Source organism: Proteus faecis (assembly GCF_030286765.1).
GTDB classification, from domain to species: Bacteria; Pseudomonadota; Gammaproteobacteria; order Enterobacterales; family Enterobacteriaceae; genus Proteus; species Proteus faecis.
The window spans coordinates 218,998-239,580 of record NZ_JASVWV010000005.1 but is presented as its reverse complement, the minus strand read 5'-3'; the positions used below and the strand labels follow the sequence as shown (position 1 = coordinate 239,580).

16 protein-coding genes and 2 tRNA genes are annotated in these 20,583 nt (G+C 39.8%); 13 read left to right on the top strand and 5 right to left on the bottom strand.

Annotated features, from left to right (window positions below; all coding sequences use genetic code 11):
• Positions 1–48: 48 nt before the first annotated feature.
• Positions 49–125: transfer RNA gene (locus QSH13_RS09470), tRNA-Asp, on the top strand.
• 7 nt (positions 126–132) lie between these two features.
• Positions 133–208 (top strand) — tRNA-Trp (locus tag QSH13_RS09465).
• Between the two features lie 269 nt (positions 209–477).
• On the opposite strand, the gene hdfR is transcribed toward QSH13_RS09465, so the two are convergent.
• On the bottom strand, positions 478–1,299 hold the full coding sequence (gene hdfR, locus QSH13_RS09460) for an HTH-type transcriptional regulator HdfR (protein ID WP_286039075.1): 822 nt from the start codon (positions 1,297–1,299) through the stop codon (positions 478–480).
• Between the two features lie 115 nt (positions 1,300–1,414).
• Between hdfR and QSH13_RS09455 the strand changes: the two genes are divergently transcribed.
• Complete coding sequence (locus QSH13_RS09455; RefSeq protein ID WP_023583664.1) at positions 1,415–1,753, top strand: MaoP family protein; 339 nt, start codon at positions 1,415–1,417, stop codon at positions 1,751–1,753.
• Positions 1,754–1,799: 46 nt separating this feature from the next.
• On the opposite strand, the gene QSH13_RS09450 is transcribed toward QSH13_RS09455, so the two are convergent.
• Positions 1,800–3,332 (bottom strand): YifB family Mg chelatase-like AAA ATPase, encoded by a 1,533-nt coding sequence (locus QSH13_RS09450; protein ID WP_286039074.1) that lies wholly within the window; start codon positions 3,330–3,332, stop codon positions 1,800–1,802.
• A 451-nt stretch (positions 3,333–3,783) separates the two neighbouring features.
• On the opposite strand from QSH13_RS09450, the gene ilvL reads away from it, so the two are divergent.
• From ilvL to ilvA, 6 genes are all read left to right on the top strand, one after another.
• Positions 3,784–3,885, top strand: coding sequence for an ilv operon leader peptide (gene ilvL / locus QSH13_RS09445; RefSeq protein WP_072064625.1), 102 nt, complete (start codon positions 3,784–3,786; stop codon positions 3,883–3,885).
• A gap of 130 nt (positions 3,886–4,015) precedes the next feature.
• Positions 4,016–5,665 carry an acetolactate synthase 2 catalytic subunit gene (gene ilvG / locus QSH13_RS09440; protein ID WP_109396799.1) on the top strand — a complete coding sequence of 550 codons (1,650 nt, stop codon included), beginning with the start codon at positions 4,016–4,018 and terminating at the stop codon, positions 5,663–5,665.
• Positions 5,662–5,937, top strand: coding sequence for an acetolactate synthase 2 small subunit (ilvM, locus tag QSH13_RS09435; RefSeq protein ID WP_072064623.1), 276 nt, complete (start codon positions 5,662–5,664; stop codon positions 5,935–5,937). The genes ilvG and ilvM overlap by 4 nt, the downstream gene beginning before the upstream one ends.
• Positions 5,938–5,947: 10 nt before the next feature.
• Positions 5,948–6,874 (top strand): branched-chain-amino-acid transaminase, encoded by a 927-nt coding sequence (ilvE, locus tag QSH13_RS09430; RefSeq protein WP_109396579.1) that lies wholly within the window; start codon positions 5,948–5,950, stop codon positions 6,872–6,874.
• A 72-nt stretch (positions 6,875–6,946) separates the two neighbouring features.
• Positions 6,947–8,797 carry a dihydroxy-acid dehydratase gene (gene ilvD / locus QSH13_RS09425; protein WP_109396581.1) on the top strand — a complete coding sequence of 617 codons (1,851 nt, stop codon included), beginning with the start codon at positions 6,947–6,949 and terminating at the stop codon, positions 8,795–8,797.
• Positions 8,798–8,799: 2 nt separating this feature from the next.
• Positions 8,800–10,374 (top strand): threonine ammonia-lyase, biosynthetic, encoded by a 1,575-nt coding sequence (ilvA, locus tag QSH13_RS09420; protein WP_109396583.1) that lies wholly within the window; start codon positions 8,800–8,802, stop codon positions 10,372–10,374.
• On the opposite strand, the gene ilvY is transcribed toward ilvA, so the two are convergent.
• Positions 10,360–11,247, bottom strand: coding sequence for an HTH-type transcriptional activator IlvY (gene ilvY, locus QSH13_RS09415; RefSeq protein WP_109396584.1), 888 nt, complete (start codon positions 11,245–11,247; stop codon positions 10,360–10,362). The two genes, ilvA and ilvY, sit on opposite strands and share 15 nt — an antisense overlap.
• A gap of 170 nt (positions 11,248–11,417) precedes the next feature.
• Between ilvY and ilvC the strand changes: the two genes are divergently transcribed.
• Positions 11,418–12,893, top strand: a complete 1,476-nt coding sequence (ilvC, locus tag QSH13_RS09410) for a ketol-acid reductoisomerase (protein ID WP_286039073.1) — start codon at positions 11,418–11,420, stop codon at positions 12,891–12,893.
• 292 nt (positions 12,894–13,185) lie between these two features.
• The gene (gene rep / locus QSH13_RS09405) at positions 13,186–15,210 is read left to right on the top strand and encodes a DNA helicase Rep (RefSeq protein ID WP_109396590.1); all 2,025 of its coding nucleotides are present in this window, start codon (positions 13,186–13,188) and stop codon (positions 15,208–15,210) included.
• Positions 15,211–15,288: 78 nt separating this feature from the next.
• Here rep and gppA read toward each other — a convergent pair whose 3' ends face one another.
• Positions 15,289–16,797, bottom strand: coding sequence for a guanosine-5'-triphosphate,3'-diphosphate diphosphatase (gene gppA, locus QSH13_RS09400; protein WP_286039072.1), 1,509 nt, complete (start codon positions 16,795–16,797; stop codon positions 15,289–15,291).
• Between the two features lie 3 nt (positions 16,798–16,800).
• Positions 16,801–18,105, bottom strand: coding sequence for an ATP-dependent RNA helicase RhlB (gene rhlB / locus QSH13_RS09395; protein WP_109396593.1), 1,305 nt, complete (start codon positions 18,103–18,105; stop codon positions 16,801–16,803).
• A gap of 119 nt (positions 18,106–18,224) precedes the next feature.
• On the opposite strand from rhlB, the gene trxA reads away from it, so the two are divergent.
• On the top strand, positions 18,225–18,551 hold the full coding sequence (gene trxA, locus QSH13_RS09390) for a thioredoxin TrxA (protein WP_006535838.1): 327 nt from the start codon (positions 18,225–18,227) through the stop codon (positions 18,549–18,551).
• 567 nt (positions 18,552–19,118) lie between these two features.
• Complete coding sequence (gene rho, locus QSH13_RS09385; protein ID WP_023583649.1) at positions 19,119–20,378, top strand: transcription termination factor Rho; 1,260 nt, start codon at positions 19,119–19,121, stop codon at positions 20,376–20,378.
• Positions 20,379–20,583 lie beyond the last annotated feature (205 nt).

Here is a 20,583-nt window from a genome sequence, read left to right as displayed (position 1 = left end):
ATTAAAGCGTTAGTGTTAAAAATAACATTAATCGCAAAAAGAATACGCGGAGCGGTAGTTCAGTTGGTTAGAATACCTGCCTGTCACGCAGGGGGTCGCGGGTTCGAGTCCCGTCCGTTCCGCCAACTATTTAGGGGCGTAGTTCAATTGGTAGAGCACCGGTCTCCAAAACCGGGTGTTGGGAGTTCGAGCCTCTCCGCCCCTGCCAGTTACCAATTAAGTAATAACAAAATTTATACTTCTTTGTAGCCCAGTTAATTAACTGGGCTTTTTGTTATTTGTATATGCTCAATATTTACTGCACTAAACTCCTTTCACCTAACCTACTAATGCTCTTCTTTTACCAATACCTATCAGTAATATTCTCTGTTATATGTCGTTAAAATATATGTAATGAAAATTTTAGAGATAAAGCTTAAATCCAAAGGTGATTCGTTTTAATACTATGAATGAATGGCTATAGGGTAGATTTAAGCTTTATTGATGATTTATTGGTTGTTTTAATAGCTGTTGTATCAATACTTGTTGATCACTAGTATTTAGCCAAACCGCAAATAAAGGTTTTTGAATAATTTCTGTTGAGGCTGGTACTAGATCTGAATAGAGATCGAGCCAATGTGTAGGCAGGAATGCAACTGCTCGTGTTGTTTTCATTAACTGATAAGCAATCATTGCAGAGTTAGTGGTTAAAATAGGCTCAATCTTTTGCACTGACTCATTAGGAAGAAAAGGCTGAAAATCAGCACTCCATTCAATCTTGATAAATTGTACTATTTCTTCTGTTTTATGTGATGCTATTTTCATCAACTGAAAAGTAATATCACCAATAATTTTACTTTCTAATTCATCCATCTTGGGTGCTTCAGTCGTAAAAAGAAGATCTAGCTCTCTTGCATGAAGTTGTTTTACAAGAGACTGCCGTGTAGAGACTCTAGATTCGATTCTAAGCTCTTTTTTTTCTAGATAAGACTCCTGTAACCAAGATGTTAGATATGCTTCCCAGAGTGATGCTGTGGCGCCAATTGATAGCTCTGAATGTTGAGAAGCATGGCTAATCTCTTTTTTGGCGAGAAGCCACGTATTCATTAACGATTCAGCATAGGGGATCAGTCTTTCACCCGCGACAGTTAAACGAATATTATTACGATGGCGAGTGAATAGATTTGTGCCTAATTGTGTTTCCAATTGTCGTATTCTAAAACTAACCGCAGACTGCGTTAGATAAAGAGATTCAGCGGCTCGTCCAAAGTGTCTAGTCTTACTGACTTCCAAAAAGGTTTTCAGTAATTCGGTATCCACATCTATCTCCAAAAAAATTTGTCGTTACGATTTAAATATTTTGTTTTACAGAACCGCATGACTATCTAATACTCCGCGCCATAAGTATGACGATAGAGAATTAGGAGTGTGTCAGATGGCAGAAAGTTTTATCACGACTAATCGTTTTTTTGACAATAAACATTATCCGCGTGGTTTTTCTCGTCATGGCGATTTCACTATCAAGGAATCCCAGATATTGGAACGTCATGGTCAAGCCTTTAATGAGCTTGATTTAGGCAAACGAGAGCCTACAACTGAAGCGGAAAAATTATTTGTTGCCATGTGTCGTGGCGAACGAGAAGCAGCAACGATCGAAGAAAAAATTTGGAAGAAATATACGAGTCGTATAAGTCGTCCAAAACGTTTTCATACATTATCGGGTGGAAAGCCACAGCTCGATCCATCTGATGACTATACCGATTCTGATGATTAATATCATTAGTTTTAGTAAAAAGGAGCGTTTTTTCGCTCCTTTTTATTTACCCATCTAATTGCTTTTGTAAATAGATCATTAATCTATCCATTGCACGAAAGCTTAATGCTTCAATTAAATGATTTCTCTGTATTTTCTCTTCATTTTCGAGATCTGCAATAGTCCTCGATACTCTTAAAATTTTATGCCAAGCTCGTATCGATAGTCCTAATTTATTAAGCGTATCTTCAAGAAAAGTGGCATCACTGGTATTTAATGAGCAATAGTTTTCAATCTCTTTTCCGGTGAGATAAGTATTCACTTTTCCACATCGTGAAAATTGTCTTTCTCTAGCCTTTAGAACTCGTTTTCTAATTGTTGAACTATTTTCAGTGGTAAATGTAGGGTGAATAAGCGAACCTTGAGGAAGAAGTGGCATTTCGACAGATAAATCAAACCTATCTAAAAAAGGTCCAGAAACCTTGCTTAAATAGCGCAGGATCTGTTTTATTGGTGCTCGATTATGATTACCTTGATAATGCCCTGTTGGGCTTGGGTTTAATGCACCGACCAATAATACATTAGCAGGATAGCTTATTTTGGCTTTTGCGCGTGAAATAGTAATTTCTCTAGCGTCTAGAGGTTCACGTAATGCATCGAGTACACGACGCTCAAATTCTGGCAATTCATCTAAAAATAAAATACCGTGATGTGCTAATGTAATTTCTCCTGGTTTAGGTAGAGAACCACCTCCTGTTAAAGCAACAGCAGAGGAAGTATGATGTGGGGCTCTAAATGGTCTTGTTGGCCATTTTCTCTCATTAAATGTCAGGCCTCTTAAGCTGCTAATGATTAATACATCAAGTGCTTCTTTAGCGGTTAAGGGGGGAAGAAGCGTACTTATCCTTTGTGCTAACATTGTTTTTCCTGTTCCTGGTGGACCAAGAAATAAAATATTGTGATTTCCTGCTGCTGTGATTTCCGCTGCTCTTTTTGCATTATTTTGACCAATTATATCGCTCATATCTTTATTATCTTGATTTTTAATTTCCTCATTAATAATGAAACTTTCTGTTTCAATTAATGGCGTATTATTTTCTAGATAATGACAAATCTCTAAAAGATGAGAGGCCAATAAAGCTGATTTATTGGGTAATAATGAAACTTCAGTTTGATGTTCTGTTGATACAATACATATTCGACGATCTTTTGAGGCACTAAGAATTGATGGAATAACCGCATTAACTCGTTGTAATTTTCCAGAAAGTGCAAGCTCTCCAATAAACTCATAACACTCTAATTTATTTGATTTTAATTGTTCTGATGCAATGAGTATTGCTAGTGCAATAGGTAAATCATAACGTGCGCCTTCTTTGGGTAAATCGGCAGGTGAAAGATTAATCGTTATTCTTTTTGCGGGATAAATATATCCGCTATTAATTAATGCACTCCTTACTCTATCTTTTGCTTCTTTTACGACAGTTTCAGGTAATCCAACTAATGTTAATCCAGGTAATCCCTGACTAATATGTGCCTCGATAGTAATAAGTGGAGCTGATATTCCTAAAGAAGCACGCGTATATATTATTGCTAATGCCATTTTTTATTCTCCATTATTTTTTTCTTTTTAAATTATTTTTTCTTTTGTGTTAAATGGAGAGTTAAATAAATGCGAGATATCTCAAGAATAATGTAATTTATTGAAATTTAACATTTAATTTATTAAATAAATAATTTAATAAATTAATATAAATATAATGAAAAATGCCATTAATTTTTAACTTGGAATAATAAAATGCAATAGTAGAAAAAACAAAATAACCTGTTCTTACTTAGTGTTAATAACTAAAAAATAAATACTTTATAGATTAATACTCTGCTGTGTGTTTGTGGTATAAAAAAACACATGAAATTCATGATGTTAGATTTTTTTTAAAAATAAACATTGTCAATTCTAAAATATCATGATAACTCTAAAAGGACAGAGTGAAAGAAAACACAACACAATATTACAAACATACATTTTAAATAAGAAAAGAAATTATAAAACTATGAATACTATCGTCCTAGTGATTAGCCTAATTATTATCAGCGTGGTGGTGATTATTAACCCACCGTGCGGGGCTGCACTAGGACGAAGAAAGGCTAACTAAACTAGCCGGATCTCTTAAAAACCCCCGCACCGAAAGGCGCGGGGGTTTTTTTTAAGCCTGAGTTTGAAAAAGAGATTGAGTGGAAAATAAATTTAAATTAAACAAGAAGTTAAGATGGCAGGGTGAAAGAATGAATGGAGCACAGTGGTTAGTACAGGCATTACGAAAACATCAAGTCGAGACAGTCTTTGGTTATCCTGGTGGTGCGATTATGCCTGTTTATGACGCACTCTATGATGGCGGTGTTGAACACATTTTATGTCGTCATGAACAAGGTGCTGCCATTGCTGCTATCGGTTTCGCCCGCTCTACTGGTACAACGGGGGTTTGTATTGCGACATCAGGCCCAGGCGCTACTAATGTTATCACTGGACTTGCTGATGCATTGTTAGATTCTGTGCCTGTTGTTGCTATCACTGGGCAAGTTGCTTCCGATTTGATTGGGACTGATGCATTCCAAGAAATAGATGTTTTAGGTCTTTCATTAGCATGTACGAAACATAGCTTTTTAGTGTCTACCGTTGATGAATTACCTAGAGTGTTATCAGAGGCATTCTCTATTGCTTCTCAAGGTCGCCCTGGACCGGTTTTAATTGATATTCCTAAAGATGTTCAATTGGCTGATGCTTCCCATTTATCAAGTTATGAATTACCAGAAGAGCAAGAATTTCCTTACCCAACACAAGAGCTGACTCAAGCTAAGCTGATGTTAGCAAAGGCAAAAAAACCAATTTTGTATGTCGGTGGAGGGGTTGCCATGAGTAATGCAGTGGCAACGTTAAGAGAATTTGTGAAGCAAACAGAAATCCCGGTTGTTTCCACTTTAAAAGGGCTAGGCTGTGCTGATGCATTAGATGCCAATTATCTCGGTATGCTTGGTATGCATGGCACTAAAGCGGCAAATTATGCCGTTCAGCGTAGTGATTTATTAATCGCTGTTGGTGCACGTTTTGATGATCGCGTAACAGGGCGATTAAATACTTTTGCACCTAATGCCAAGGTTATCCATATCGATATCGACCATGCAGAATTAAATAAATTAAAACAAGCTCATGTTGCATTGTTGGGTGATGCGAAAGAGTTGTTACCTGCTTTGTTTCAGCCATTATTTATCGCTACTTGGCAACAAGAAGTACAAGAATTAAAAGCAGAACATGCATGGCGTTATGATCATCCAGGTTCAGCAATTTATGCGCCTTTATTATTAAAACAATTATCAGATGCAAAACCTGAAAATACGGTTGTGACAACAGATGTTGGCCAACATCAAATGTGGTCAGCACAACATATGACGTTTGATGCACCTGAAAATTTTATCACTTCAAGTGGGTTAGGCACCATGGGGTTTGGTATTCCTGCAGCAGTAGGTGCTCAAATTGCTAGACCTGATGCATGTGTTATCTGCGTATCTGGTGATGGTTCTTTTATGATGAATGTGCAGGAGCTGGGCACAATTAAACGTAAACAATTACCTATCAAATTGGTGTTATTAGATAACCAACGTCTTGGTATGGTTCGTCAATGGCAAGAGTTATTTTTTGAACAACGTTATAGCGAAACAATTTTAACAGATAACCCAGATTTTGTTGCCTTAGCCAAGGCCTTTGATATTCCTGGGCAACGTATCACAGAAAAAGCACAAGTTGCTGATGCAATAAAATGTTTATTAGAGAGCGATGGCCCTTACTTATTACAGGTATCTATCGATGACGCAGAAAATGTCTGGCCTTTAGTCCCGCCGGGCGCAAGTAATGATGAGATGATGGAGAAATCAAAATGAACCAACACAATATCACAATTGAAGCCCGTTTTTGTCCAGAGATCTTAGAACGTATCCTAAGAGTTATTCGTCATCGTGGTTTTCATATATGCTCAATGAATATGAATATCACAGAGAGCAACAATATTAACTTAAGCCTGACGGTGAGTAGTCAGCGCCCATTAGAACTTCTGTGCAGCCAGTTAACAAAATTAGCTGATGTTGCAGGTATTCAAGTATTACATCAACAGAAAGAAAAATTACGATTCATGAATGCACTAAGTGCCATGTAAGGATAAAAGAATGACAAAGCAAGCTGATTATATTTGGTTTAACGGTGAAATGGTTCCATGGGCTGAGGCAAAGGTTCATGTGATGTCTCACGCATTGCATTATGGTACTTCCGTATTCGAAGGTGTGCGTTGTTATAATTCTCATAAAGGTCCTGTGGTATTTCGCCATCGTGAGCATATGCAACGTTTACATGACTCAGCCAAAATCTACCGTATGCCTGTTGAGCAAAGTGTTGATGAGTTAATGGAAGCATGTCGTGAAACCTTACGTAAAAACAAATTAGTCAGTGCTTATATTCGTCCATTAGTTTTCATTGGTGATGTCGGTATGGGTGTTAATCCTCCGGCAGGTTATAAAACAGACGTGATCATTGCTGCATTCCCATGGGGAGCATATCTCGGTGAAGAAGCTTTAGATAAAGGTATTGATGCAATGGTTTCTTCTTGGCATCGCGCTGCACCAAATACTATTCCAACTGCAGCAAAAGCCGGTGGCAACTATTTATCTTCATTATTAGTGGGAAGCGAAGCTCGCCGTCATGGTTATCAAGAAGGGATTGCATTAGATGTTCATGGCTACTTATCTGAAGGTGCAGGTGAAAACCTATTTGAAGTAAAAGATGGTGTTATTTTTACGCCTCCATTTACTTCATCAGCCTTACCAGGGATCACGCGTGATGCCATCATCAAATTAGCAAAAGATCTCGGTTATGAAGTGCGTGAACAAGTACTTTCTCGTGAATCACTTTATCTTGCAGATGAAGTCTTTATGTCAGGAACAGCTGCAGAGATAACGCCAGTACGTAGTGTTGATGGTATTCAAGTCGGTATTGGACGTTGTGGCCCGGTGACTAAATCAATTCAAAAAGCCTTCTTTGGACTGTTTACTGGTGAGACAGAAGATAAATACGGCTGGTTAGATCCAATAAATTCATAAACATAATCAAATAATTTTATTTAGCGGGTAGATCGTTCCCTGCTCGCTTTATTTATCGCAGGAGTGTGAAAAATGCCTAAATACCGTTCAGCGACAACGACACACGGTCGTAATATGGCTGGAGCCCGTGCCTTATGGCGTGCAACGGGAATGACTGATGCTGATTTTGGTAAACCCATTATCGCTGTTGTGAACTCATTTACGCAATTTGTACCAGGTCATGTACATCTGCGGGATTTAGGAAAACTCGTTGCTGAGCAAATTGAAGCCGCTGGTGGTGTTGCTAAAGAATTTAATACCATTGCGGTTGATGACGGTATCGCAATGGGTCATGGTGGCATGCTTTACTCTTTGCCATCGCGTGAACTTATCGCTGACTCTGTTGAATATATGGTTAATGCGCACTGTGCTGATGCGATGGTGTGTATCTCAAACTGCGACAAGATCACCCCAGGAATGTTAATGGCCTCTTTACGCTTAAATATCCCTGTTATTTTTGTTTCGGGAGGCCCTATGGAAGCAGGTAAAACAAAGCTTTCAGATCAACTGATCAAGTTGGATCTAGTTGATGCCATGATCCAAGGGGCGAATCCAAATGTCAGCGATGCTGATAGTGAGCAAATCGAACGATCTGCTTGTCCGACGTGTGGATCGTGTTCGGGCATGTTTACCGCAAATTCCATGAATTGTTTAACAGAAGCTCTGGGGTTATCTCAACCTGGAAATGGCTCATTATTAGCGACACATGCAGATCGTGAAACGCTGTTTATCAACGCAGGTAAGCGTATTGTTGAATTAACCAAGCGCTATTATGAAAAGGATGATGAATCCGCATTACCGCGCAATATCGCTAAAAAAGAAGCTTTTGAAAATGCGATGATCTTAGATATTGCAATGGGGGGCTCAACAAATACGGTTCTGCATTTATTGGCAGCCGCGCAAGAAGGTGATGTTAACTTCACCATGGAAGATATCGACAGACTTTCTCGCCAAGTTCCTCATTTATGTAAAGTCGCACCAAGTACACAAAAATATCATATGGAAGATGTTCATCGTGCTGGTGGTGTTATGGGTATTTTAGGTGAGTTAGACAGAGCAGGATTACTTAATCGCAATGTTAATAATATCTTAGGATTAAGTTTACCAGAAACATTATCGCAATATGATGTGATGTTAACACAAGATGAGCAAGTAAAATCGATGTTCAAAGCAGGCCCCGCAGGTATTCGTACAACGAAAGCTTTTTCACAAAATTGTCGTTGGCCAACTTTAGATATGGATCGTGAAAATGGCTGTATCCGTAGCAAAGAACATGCTTATAGCCAAGATGGTGGATTAGCCGTGCTATCAGGTAATTTAGCTGAAGATGGCTGTATCGTTAAAACGGCGGGTGTTGATGAAGATAATCTCATCTTTAGTGGCCCAGCAAAAGTATATGAAAGCCAAGATGATGCAGTAGAGGCTATTTTAGGTGGCAAAGTGGTTGCTGGTGATGTAGTTATTATCCGCTATGAAGGCCCTAAAGGTGGTCCTGGTATGCAAGAGATGCTGTATCCAACTTCTTATTTAAAATCTATGGGGTTAGGTAAAGCTTGCGCATTGATTACTGATGGTCGTTTTTCTGGCGGAACATCGGGTTTATCCATTGGGCACGTCTCGCCTGAAGCAGCAAATGGTGGCGTGATTGGTTTAGTTGAAGAAGGCGATATTGTTTCTATCAATATTCCAACTCGCGAGATCTCCTTAAAGGTGGATGATCAAACGTTATCTGCACGTCGTGATGCCCAAATGGCTCGCGGTAATAAAGCGTGGACACCACAAAATAGACAGCGCCAAGTTTCGTTTGCTTTACGAGCTTATGCCTCTTTAGCCACTAGTGCGGATAAAGGTGCGGTGCGTGATAAATCTAAATTAGGGGGCTAAGAATGGCTGCTTTTAGACCTTTAAGTTCAGCACCAAGTAGTGCTGAATATTTGAAAGCGGCGCTGAGTGCACCTGTTTATGAAGCCGCAATAGTCACTCCACTTCAAGAAATGACAAAAATCTCTGCACGTTTAGAGAATACAATTTTAGTTAAGCGTGAAGACCGACAGCCTGTTCATAGCTTTAAATTACGTGGTGCTTACACCATGATTGCAGGGCTGACTCCTGAACAAAAGGCGAAAGGTGTTGTGACTGCTTCAGCGGGCAACCACGCTCAAGGTGTTGCTTTGTCAGCGAATCGAATGGGGGTAAAGGCATTAATCGTAATGCCAGTAGCAACGGCGGATATTAAAGTGGATGCTGTTCGCCAATTTGGTGGAGAAGCGCTACTTTATGGTGCCAATTTTGATGAAGCAAAAGCGAAAGCTATCGCACTGTCTGAAGAGATGGGATATACCTTTGTTCCACCTTTTGATCATCCTGCAGTAATTGCAGGACAGGCAACACTCGCAATGGAACTCTTACAACAAGATGTTCATCTCGATCGTATTTTCGTACCCGTAGGAGGGGGCGGTTTAATTGCTGGCGTGGCTGTATTAATCAAACAACTTATGCCAGAAATTAAGATTATCGGTGTTGAAGCAGAAGATGCGGCATGTTTAAAAGCAGCGTTAGAGGCTGGGCATCCTGTTGAATTAGCTCGGGTAGGCTTATTTGCAGAAGGTGTTGCTGTTAAGCGTATTGGTGATGAAACTTTTCGTTTATGCCAGAAGTATGTCGATGATGTGATTACTGTTGATAGTGATCAAATTTGTGCAGCAGTAAAAGATTTATTTGAAGATGTGCGTGCAATTGCAGAGCCTTCAGGCGCATTGGCATTAGCAGGACTTAAAAAATACGTAGAACAGCACCAGATCAAAGGTGAGCGTCTAGCTCATGTGCTTTCCGGTGCAAATGTGAATTTTCATGGGCTACGTTATGTTTCTGAACGCTGTGAGCTAGGCGAAAAACGTGAAGCGTTATTTGCTGTGACTATTCCAGAGCAAAAGGGCAGTTTTTTACGTTTTTGTCAGATCTTAGGGCAGCGTGTAGTGACAGAGTTTAACTATCGTTATAGCGATGCGGATCCTGAAAATGCACGTATTTTTGTCGGGGTACGTTTAAGCCAAGGTTTACAAGAGCGAAAAGAAATTTTACGCGAGCTAACGGCTTCAGGTTATCAAGTCGCTGATCTTTCTGACGATGAAATGGCAAAACTTCATGTGCGTTATATGGTGGGGGGACGTCCTAATAAATCGCTTAAAGAGCGTCTATTTAGTTTTGAATTTCCTGAGTCCCCGGGCGCTTTAATGAAATTTTTAAAAACATTAGGGGCTTATTGGAATATCACATTATTCCACTATCGTAGTCATGGCACTGATTACGGGCGTGTGCTGGTGGCGTTTGAACTCCCTGAAACCGAAGGTCGTTTCGAGCGACATTTAGATGCATTAGGTTATGAATATCATGATGAGACAGGAAATCCTTCTTTTCAGTTATTCCTGTCACCACAAACGACAAGTTTAGTTGTGGAGTAATCGCCAAAAAGCACTGATCACTGGCTCTTGAAGGCGTTTGTGTGATCCGCAAACGCCTAATTCGAAAGGTTCTACCATTGAAATATTATCCAATGAAGAGATGCGATTACGAACGGGCTCTGGGCAGTTATCAACGACAACTTGCGGAATAAGTGCAATACCACAACCTAACGCAACCATTGAGACAATCGCTTCATGTCCTGAAACAGTCGCATAAATTAAGGGATTATGGATGCGGTGGCGTTTAAACCATAATGCAATTCGTTGTCGTGATGGACCATGTTCAGGAATGATAAAGGGAATATTAAGCCAATCGGGGTTCTCTTGTGTTGCAAGATGGCGAACATTACAAGGCAGGGCTGGCACAATCAGTACTAATGGAATTTCCCCTATTTTTTCAAAGCAGATATTTTCAGGTAGCTTTTCAGGTTTTCCTGCAATACCTAAATCCGCTTCATCAGATAGCACTTTATCGACGGCATCAGCCGCATCTCCAGTAGTGAGTTTTATTTCAACTAATGGATTTTCTGCACGAAAACGGTCAAGAATAGGTGGTAAGTGGCTGTAAGCTGCTGTTACAGAACAAAATAGTCGTAGTTCACCAGAAAGGCTTGGGCTATTTTGGTTTAGCGTATGCTTCAGTTGCTTATATTGCAACAAAGTCTGTTGAGCATAGCGCTTTAATTGTTCGCCAGCATCAGTGAGCGTGACTTGTCGGTTATCACGTAAAAACAGTGGGTGACCTAAGCTCTCTTCAAGGCGTTGAATTTGGCGTGAGAGCGTGGAAGGGCTGACATGCATCGCTTGTGCCGTTTTGGTGAAGTGACAACTTTCAGCTAAATGTAGGAAGAGTTTGAGATCGCGAATATCCATTGTCATCCACCTTAGGTGATAAAAAAGAACGTTGCATTTTTTGCAACACTATCTTGTAAATATATCAATTTAAGCAATGGCTTTCATCCCCTATAGTAAAGTCATGTAGCACCTCACAAAGAGTGAGGATAATAATAGCAAACACATACACAACGATTTTGGAGTCCCTTATGGCAAATTATTTTAATACACTGAATCTGCGTCAGCAGTTGTCGCAATTGGGTAAATGTCGCTTTATGTCGCGTGAAGAATTTGCTGATGAAGCAAATTACTTGAAAGGCAAAAAAGTCGTTATCATCGGTTGTGGCGCACAAGGCCTTAACCAAGGTCTAAATATGCGTGATTCAGGCTTGAATATCGCGTATGCCTTACGCCAAGAAGCGATTGATGAGAAACGTGCATCATGGCGTCGCGCGACCGAAAACGGCTTTGAGGTTGGAACCTATGAAGCGTTGATCCCTCAAGCAGATTTAGTGGTTAACTTAACGCCAGACAAACAGCACTCTGCTGTTGTTCAAGCTGTTCAACCACTGATGAAATCAGGTGCAGCATTAGGTTACTCTCATGGTTTTAATATCGTTGAAGTTGGCGAAAAAATTCGCGATGACATCACCGTTGTGATGGTTGCACCAAAATGTCCGGGCACAGAAGTTCGCGAAGAATATAAGCGTGGTTTTGGTGTTCCAACACTGATTGCTGTTCACCCTGAAAATGATGCAAAAGGTGAAGGTATGGCCATCGCGAAAGCATGGGCAGCGGCAACAGGTGGTCATCGTGCGGGTGTTTTAGAATCTTCTTTCGTTGCCGAAGTAAAATCTGACTTAATGGGTGAGCAGACTATTCTGTGCGGTATGTTACAAGCAGGCTCTCTGTTATGTTATGACAAAATGGTTGCCGATGGTGTTGAACCTGGCTATGCAGGTAAATTGATTCAGTTTGGTTGGGAAACCATTACAGAAGCACTCAAGCAAGGTGGTATCACCTTGATGATGGACAGATTATCTAACCCAGCGAAAATCCGTGCCTATGCATTATCAGAGCAACTGAAAGAGATTATGGCGCCACTGTTTGCGAAACATATGGATGATATCATTTCAGGTAAATTCTCTGAAACGATGATGGTTGACTGGGCAAATGATGATAAAAACTTGCTGACATGGCGTGAAGAGACTGGAGCCAGCGCATTTGAAAATTATCCTGAATATGAGGGTAAAATCAGTGAGCAAGAGTACTTTGATCACGGTGTCTTAATGGTTGCAATGGTTAAAGCTGGTGTTGAATTAGCCTTTGATACCATGATTGAAGCAGGGATCTTTGCAGAGTCAGCTTATTATGAATCACTGCATGAGTTGCCATTAATCGCGAATACCATCGCTCGTAAGCGTTTGTATGAAATGAATGTGGTTATTTCTGATACCGCAGAATATGGCAACTATCTGTTCTCATTCGCTGTTGTTCCTATGCTGAAAGAGTTTATGACAACATTGCAATCTGGTGATTTAGCGAAGAAAGTTCAAGATAATGGAACAGATAATGCACAATTACGTGATATCAATGAAGCCATTCGTCAGCACCCAATTGAAGCGGTAGGTAAAACGTTGCGTGGGTATATGACGGATATGAAAAAGATTGCTGTCGGTAACTAATTTTTCGTCGCTCTTTACGCGATAAGTGCGTTGGCTACACTCGGTTACCCAAGCCACATACTCATGTATGCTCCTTGGGATAACCTCCTTTGCCACCTTCTTCTCTCGTAAATCGCTTAGAAAAATAAGCGTAAGATCCAAATTTATTGAAAACCGTGTTTCTTAATGAAATACGGTTTTTTGTTTTGATAATTTTAGGGAAAGTTGAAAGAGGGAATGACTCAAGACTTTGGTTGATTTCTGCTACAATTATTCCCCGTTATGTTCTTGGTTAATGAAGTTTGGAAAAAGTATGCGATTAAATCCTGGTCAGCAAAAAGCAGTGGAATATGTGTCAGGCCCTTGTTTGGTCTTGGCTGGTGCGGGCTCAGGTAAAACACGGGTTATTACCAATAAAATTGCACACCTTATTCGTCAATGCCAATACTCAGCAAAGCAAATTGCAGCGGTTACGTTTACCAATAAAGCAGCACGTGAAATGAAAGAGCGTGTTGCTCAAACCTTAGGTCGACAAGAAGCGAAGGGGTTAATGATCTCAACGTTCCATACCTTGGGATTAGAAATTATTAAACGTGAATATAAAGCACTCGGTATTAAAGCGAAATTTTCATTGTTTGATGATCAAGACCAATCCGCCTTGCTCAAAGAATTAACGGCTGATTTATTAGAAGAAGATAAAGATTTACTTTCCCAGTTAAAGAGCCAAATCTCTAACTGGAAAAATGACATGCTTACGCCAGAACAAGCAATGGGAATGGCGAGATCACAACAAGATCATACATTTGCCGAATGCTTCCGACGTTATGAACAACATTTGCGTAGTTGCAATGTGCTCGACTTTGATGACTTAATTAGCCGACCGACTATGTTATTGCGCACGAATGAAGAAGTGAGGGAGCGCTGGCAAAGACGTATCCGCTATTTGCTGGTGGATGAATATCAAGATACTAATACCAGTCAATATGAATTGGTTAAATGGTTGGTTGGCGAAAGGGCTCGCTTTACGGTTGTCGGCGATGATGACCAATCCATTTATTCATGGCGTGGCGCTCGCCCTCAAAATTTAGTGTTATTACAAAAAGATTTTCCACAACTTAATGTGATCAAGCTTGAGCAAAACTATCGCTCTTCTGGGCGTATTTTAAAATCAGCGAATATCTTGATTGAGAATAATCCCCATGTCTTTGAAAAACGACTCTTTTCAGAATTAGGTTATGGTGATGAACTGCGAGTTTTAACGGCGAATAATGAAGAGCATGAAGCTGAGCGTGTAGCTGGTGAATTAATTGCCCATCACTTTATTAATAAAACTAATTATAAGGATTATGCGATCCTTTATCGTGGTAATCATCAGTCTCGTATTTTTGAAAAATACTTGATGCAAAATCGTATTCCTTATCGTATTTCAGGTGAAACCTCTTTTTTTTCACGAGAAGAGATAAAAGATATTCTAGCCTATTTACGCGTTATTACTAATCCTGATGATGATGCCGCATTTTTACGTATTGTGAACAAGCCTCGTCGTGAAATCGGACCTATGACGATCCAAAAATTAGGTGAGTGGGCAAAAGTTCGAGATAAAAGCTTATACAATGCCTGCTTTGATTTAGGGTTAAGCCAAACATTAACAGGCCGAGGCTTGAATTCATTACAAGCATTTTCACAATGGATGTCGCGTATAGTACAAAAATCAGAACGAGAGCCACTATTAGCTGTGCGTGATTTATTGCATGAAATGGATTATGAAAGTTGGTTATATGAAACCTCAAGTAGTGCGAAAGCTGCAGAAATGAGGATGAAAAATATTAATCAGCTATTTTTATGGATGAGTGAAATGCTTGAAGGTGATGAATTACATGAGCCTATGACGCTTTCCCAAGTCGTTAACCGTTTTACCTTGCGTGATATGATGGAGCGAGGAGAAACAGAAGAAGAGTTAGATCAAGTTCAGTTAATGACGTTACATGCCTCTAAAGGTCTTGAATTTCCTCATGTGTTTTTAGTGGGAATGGAAGAGGGGATATTGCCACATCAAAGTAGCATTGATGAAGATAATGTAGAAGAAGAAAGACGTCTTGCTTATGTGGGAATTACTCGAGCACAAAAAACACTTACGTTTACGTTATGTAAAGAACGGCGTCAATATGGTGAATTAATCAAACCTGATCCAAGCCGCTTTCTTTATGAGTTACCTCAAGATGATTTGAATTGGGATACCAATAAAAAGAAAGTGTTAAGTGCAGAGGAAAAACAAGAGAAAGGGCAAAAAGGTGTTGCAGGATTAAGAGCGATGTTGGCAAGGCATAAACCGGAATAGCGTAGAGAACAGTAGATAAAATAAACCCCTTGGCATATTGATCGCCAAGGGGTTTTTATTTTTGTATAAGTAAAAAGGTTAACTTATACGAGAGCTATTTTGTTCTTCAATCATTAAAGACCAATGGACATAACTCTGAAGTTGGATCTCTTCTTGGAGATTTTCAGCACGCAATGGATGATCATTAAGCCATTGATATGGCAATGTAATAATGAGTTTTTCATCTTCAGTGCGTAATCGTAATTCTGGGAGCGTATCATCTCGGCGACGGCTAGCAAAAATGATGGCTAATCGCAGTAAACGCACTAGTCGATTGGCTTGAGTTATCGGCAGGGCATTTTGATGATTAAGGGGGGCAAGATCGATGATCCCAGTTTGGTTTTTTAGCAAAGAAGCTAATAAACGTCGTTGGGCAGGAGTATATCCTGGTAAATCAAGATGAGAGATCAGATAGCTTGCATGTGAAGGTGCTTGGCGGAAATCGACACTTAGGCCAATTTCATGTAATGCACTAGCGCTATTAAGCAATTCACGGCAACGATTATCTAACTGCCAACTTTTACTGACTTGGATAAAAAAGTGTTCTGCCAGTTGTTGAACTCGATGTGCTTGCTCAATATCAATTTGAAACCGGCGCTGGACATTACGAAGAGTACGTTGGCGGATATCTTGCTCAATAGGAAGATGCAACATTCCATAGACTAACCCCTCTCGCAATGCCCCACCTGCTAAGATCATATTGTCGATATGCAGTGTTTCAAATATGGCGATTAAGATAGCAAGCCCACTTGGAAACACTAAAGCGCGTTCAAAAGTAAGTCCTTCAATTTCCAGTTCTTCTAGTTTTCCACACTCAATGGCTTTGTATTTGAGTCGCTCAAGCTTAGGTAAAGTGATTAATTCATCCATACCTTGAGCAATCATGATCTCTTGTAATGCTTGTACAGTACCAGAGGCACCCACACACACTTGCCAGCCTTGCTCAATTAATTTATCTGCCACTGGGGCGAGTATCGCTTTGGCTGCGTCTTGTGCTTTAGCAAAATTTTCTTGGGTTAAAGAGCGATCAGTAAAATAGCGCTCTAACCAAGTGACACAGCCCATACTTAAGCTCATTAATTGCGTCGTTTTAGCACCCGTACCAGTTACCAGCTCTGTACTACCCCCACCAATATCGACGACTAAACGTTGCTCTGCACCACCAGTAGTATGTGCAACGCCACGATAGATAAGGCGCGCTTCTTCCTCACCACTGATAACATGAACAGTATTACCTAATATTTCAGACGCTTTTGCGACAAAAATATCCGCATTCTTAGCAATACGTAATGTGGCTGTTGCTACGACTCTGATTTGTTCAGCTGGAATATCACGTAGATATTCAGAAAAAAGTCGTAAACATTGCCAACCGCGTTCCATTGCCTGCTCTGACAATTCATTTTCACTGTTTAGGCCTGCAGCGAGTCGAACTTTACGTTTTACACGGGAAAGCACTTGTATAGAGCCCGCGATTTCTCGAACGACTAACATATGAAAACTGTTAGAACCTAAATCAATAGCAGCATAAAGTGATGAGGATTTCAGCATAATTTATGGATGACTCGGGCGTTTATTTCGGTTGTTACGTTGAGTATTATTTCCTCTATTATTTCGCGCAGACGCATTATTGCGACGAGGCTGACCTTGGCGAGGACGGTGACGGCGTTTAGGCTCAGGGAGATCAGTTAATAACGCATCACTATTATATTTACTCACAGGAATAGCATGTTGAATATAAGTTTCAATTGCTGGTAAATTCAGTGCATATTCTTCACATGCAAGGCTGATTGAGTTACCACTATTTCCAGCGCGTCCTGTTCTACCAATACGGTGAACATAGTCTTCACAATCATCAGGTAAATCATAGTTAAAAACATGAGTTACTGATGGAATATGAAGACCTCTAGCGGCAACGTCAGTGGCAACCAAAATATCAAGATTACCTTGGGTAAAATCTTCTAAAATGCGTAGACGTTTTTTCTGAGGTACATCACCTGTTAATAAACCAACGCGGTGTCCATCGGCGACAAGGTGTGCCCAAATGTCGTCACAGCGATGTTTTGTATTGGCGAAAATAATACAGCGATCTGGCCATTCTTCTTCAATTAATGTTTGAAGAAGACGCATTTTCTCTTCATTTGAAGGATAAAAGAGTTCTTCTTTTATGCTAAAACCTGTTTTTTGTTCAGGTTCCACTTCAACATATTCAGGATTATTCATCTGCTCAAAAGCCAGTTCTCTTACACGGTAAGAAAGCGTTGCAGAGAACAGCATATTCATACGCTCAGTGGCAACTGGCATACGGCGGAAGATCCAACGAATATCTTTAATAAAGCCGAGATCGTACATTCTGTCAGCTTCATCAAGTACCACAACTTGGATTGCGTTAAGGTTAATATGTCCTTGCTTAACGTAGTCAATTAAACGACCTGTTGTGCCAATAACAATATCGACACCATTACTTAATACTTTGAGTTGTTCGTCATAGCCATCGCCACCGTAGGCGAGACCCATTTTAATTCCTGTACTTTGCGCAAGCTCTTTAGCATCAGAATAAATCTGCACAGCTAATTCGCGTGTTGGCGCCATAATAAGTGCACGAGGTTGATTAGTTTCATGCCCTTCTTTAGCAGGGTGTGTTAAAAGATAATGAAACGTTGAGGTTAAAAATGCCAACGTTTTTCCTGTTCCTGTTTGGGCTTGCCCGGCAATGTCTTGACCTTTCACAGTGATAGGTAACGTCAATGCCTGAATTTGTGTACAATTAGAGAACCCTTTTTTTTCAAGGGCTTCTATCACTTTGGGATGCAAGGCGAAGTCGGAAAACTTCTTTTCTGTCAAATATGTTTTGCTCATAATGTAATAGAATATCAGTTATAGGTTGCATTACAAAAGTTTATCCGCTGAAATGCAGACAGACTTTTGTTATTTAATGTTACACTGGTACGGTCAATATTATTCTTTGGAGTAGAACAATGAGCGATAAAATCCTTCACTTATCTGACAGCAAATTCGATGCTGATGTATTAAATGCAACCGGCCCTGTGCTTGTTGATTTCTGGGCTGAATGGTGTGGCCCATGTAAAATGATTGCTCCTATTCTAGATGAAGTTGCAACAGAATACGCTGGTAAATTAACAGTTGCGAAGCTAAACATCGATCAAAACCCGCTGACAGCACCAAAATACGGTATTCGCGGTATTCCTACACTAATTTTATTCAAAAACGGTGCAGTTGCTGCGACAAAAGTAGGCGCATTGTCAAAAACTCAACTGAAAGAGTTTTTAGACGAAAATATCTAATTTGATTTAGATATCAAAAATAAAGTAGGACGTTTAGATCTTGTCAGTATTTCTGTTATTGACCGCTAGACGTCCGCTTCGAAGCATGGTAAGTTAGCGCCACTTACTTACATAATATATCGGATCTACTTGTCAATATGATTAGACATGATTAAATAAGTCTGAGATATTGAATATCAAGCGTGCAAAGTAATAGAATTGAATAACATGATATGATATTTAATCTAATATGATATTTAATATAAGTAATCTGAATTCATCTAACCAGTCAAGTTGCCTTAGAATAATCTATAGTATTCAAGGAATATAAATTTTTCCAAAGTATGTTCCTAACCCATAAGTTGAAAGTACACTCATGCATCACGAAAATGAATGTCACTTCTCTGGGATAAAGCAGACTGGTCTATATAGTATTAACACTCTCTAACATTATCATTTTAGTTATACCTTTATGTTAGAAAGTTATAATCTGTAATTTTACACATGACGAAACTGACAGCGATTCGCTGTTATACTATTCACGTTCATAGTTCGAGAGTTACCCCGAGTTATTAAGAACCCACCATTATGAATCTTACCGAATTAAAAAATACGCCGGTATCAGAACTGATAGCACTTGGCGAAAATATGGGGCTAGAGAACCTGGCTCGAATGAGAAAGCAAGACATTATTTTCTCTATCTTGAAGCAACACGCGAAAAGTGGAGAAGATATTTTCGGTGACGGTGTGCTGGAAATATTGCAGGATGGCTTCGGCTTCCTACGTTCCGCAGACAGTTCCTACCTTGCTGGTCCCGATGATATCTATGTTTCTCCAAGTCAAATTCGCCGTTTTAACCTTCGCACTGGTGACACCATCGCAGGGAAAATTCGTCCTCCTAAAGAAGGTGAGCGTTATTTTGCCCTCCTAAAAGTTAATGAAGTTAACTTTGATAAACCAGAAAATGCCCGCAGTAAAATCCTCTTTGAAAACTTAACACCTTTACATGCTAATAATCGTTTACGCATGGAGCGTGGTAATGGTTCAACAGAAGACTTAACCGCGCGTGTTCTTGACTTAGCGGCACCTATTGGCCGTGGTCAACGTGGTCTTATCGTTGCTCCACCAAAAGCAGGTAAAACCATGTTGCTGCAAAATATTGCAGCAAATATTGCTCATAACTACCCCGATTGTGTATTAATGGTACTTCTGATTGATGAACGTCCAGAAGAAGTGACAGAAATGCAACGCTTAGTTAAAGGTGAAGTTATTGCGTCAACCTTTGATGAACCCGCTTCTCGCCACGTACAAGTTGCAGAAATGGTGATTGAAAAAGCGAAGCGCTTAGTTGAGCATAAAAAAGACGTTATTATCCTGTTAGACTCCATCACACGTTTAGCGCGTGCTTATAACACTGTTGTTCCTTCATCAGGTAAAGTGTTAACAGGTGGTGTGGATGCAAACGCATTACATCGTCCTAAACGTTTCTTCGGTGCGGCTCGTAATGTTGAAGAAGGTGGTAGCTTAACTATCATTGCTACAGCATTAGTCGATACGGGTTCTAAGATGGATGAAGTTATCTACGAAGAATTTAAGGGTACAGGTAATATGGAATTACACCTGTCTCGTAAAATTGCTGAAAAACGTGTTTTCCCAGCAATTGATTACAATCGTTCTGGTACACGTAAAGAAGAGTTACTGACGTCTCAAGATGAGCTACAAAAAATGTGGATCTTGCGTAAAATTATTCATCCAATGGGTGAAATTGACGCAATGGAATTCCTCATTAATAAGTTAGCAATGACTAAGACCAATGAAGAGTTCTTCGACTTTATGAAACGTTCATAAAGTGTATTAACAAAGTGATTGAGCTGAGAATAGGATTAAAATAGTGTGCTCTATTACAGAATAAGTAATATCACCTCAATTTATATGCTGTTAAGCTCGTTTATTTTGTAAGAATGACGATATGATGAAAACGCCACAATAGTTGTGGCGTTTTTTGTTTTTTATGGATGTAATCCAAATTTAGATTGCAATATTTTAGTGAGAT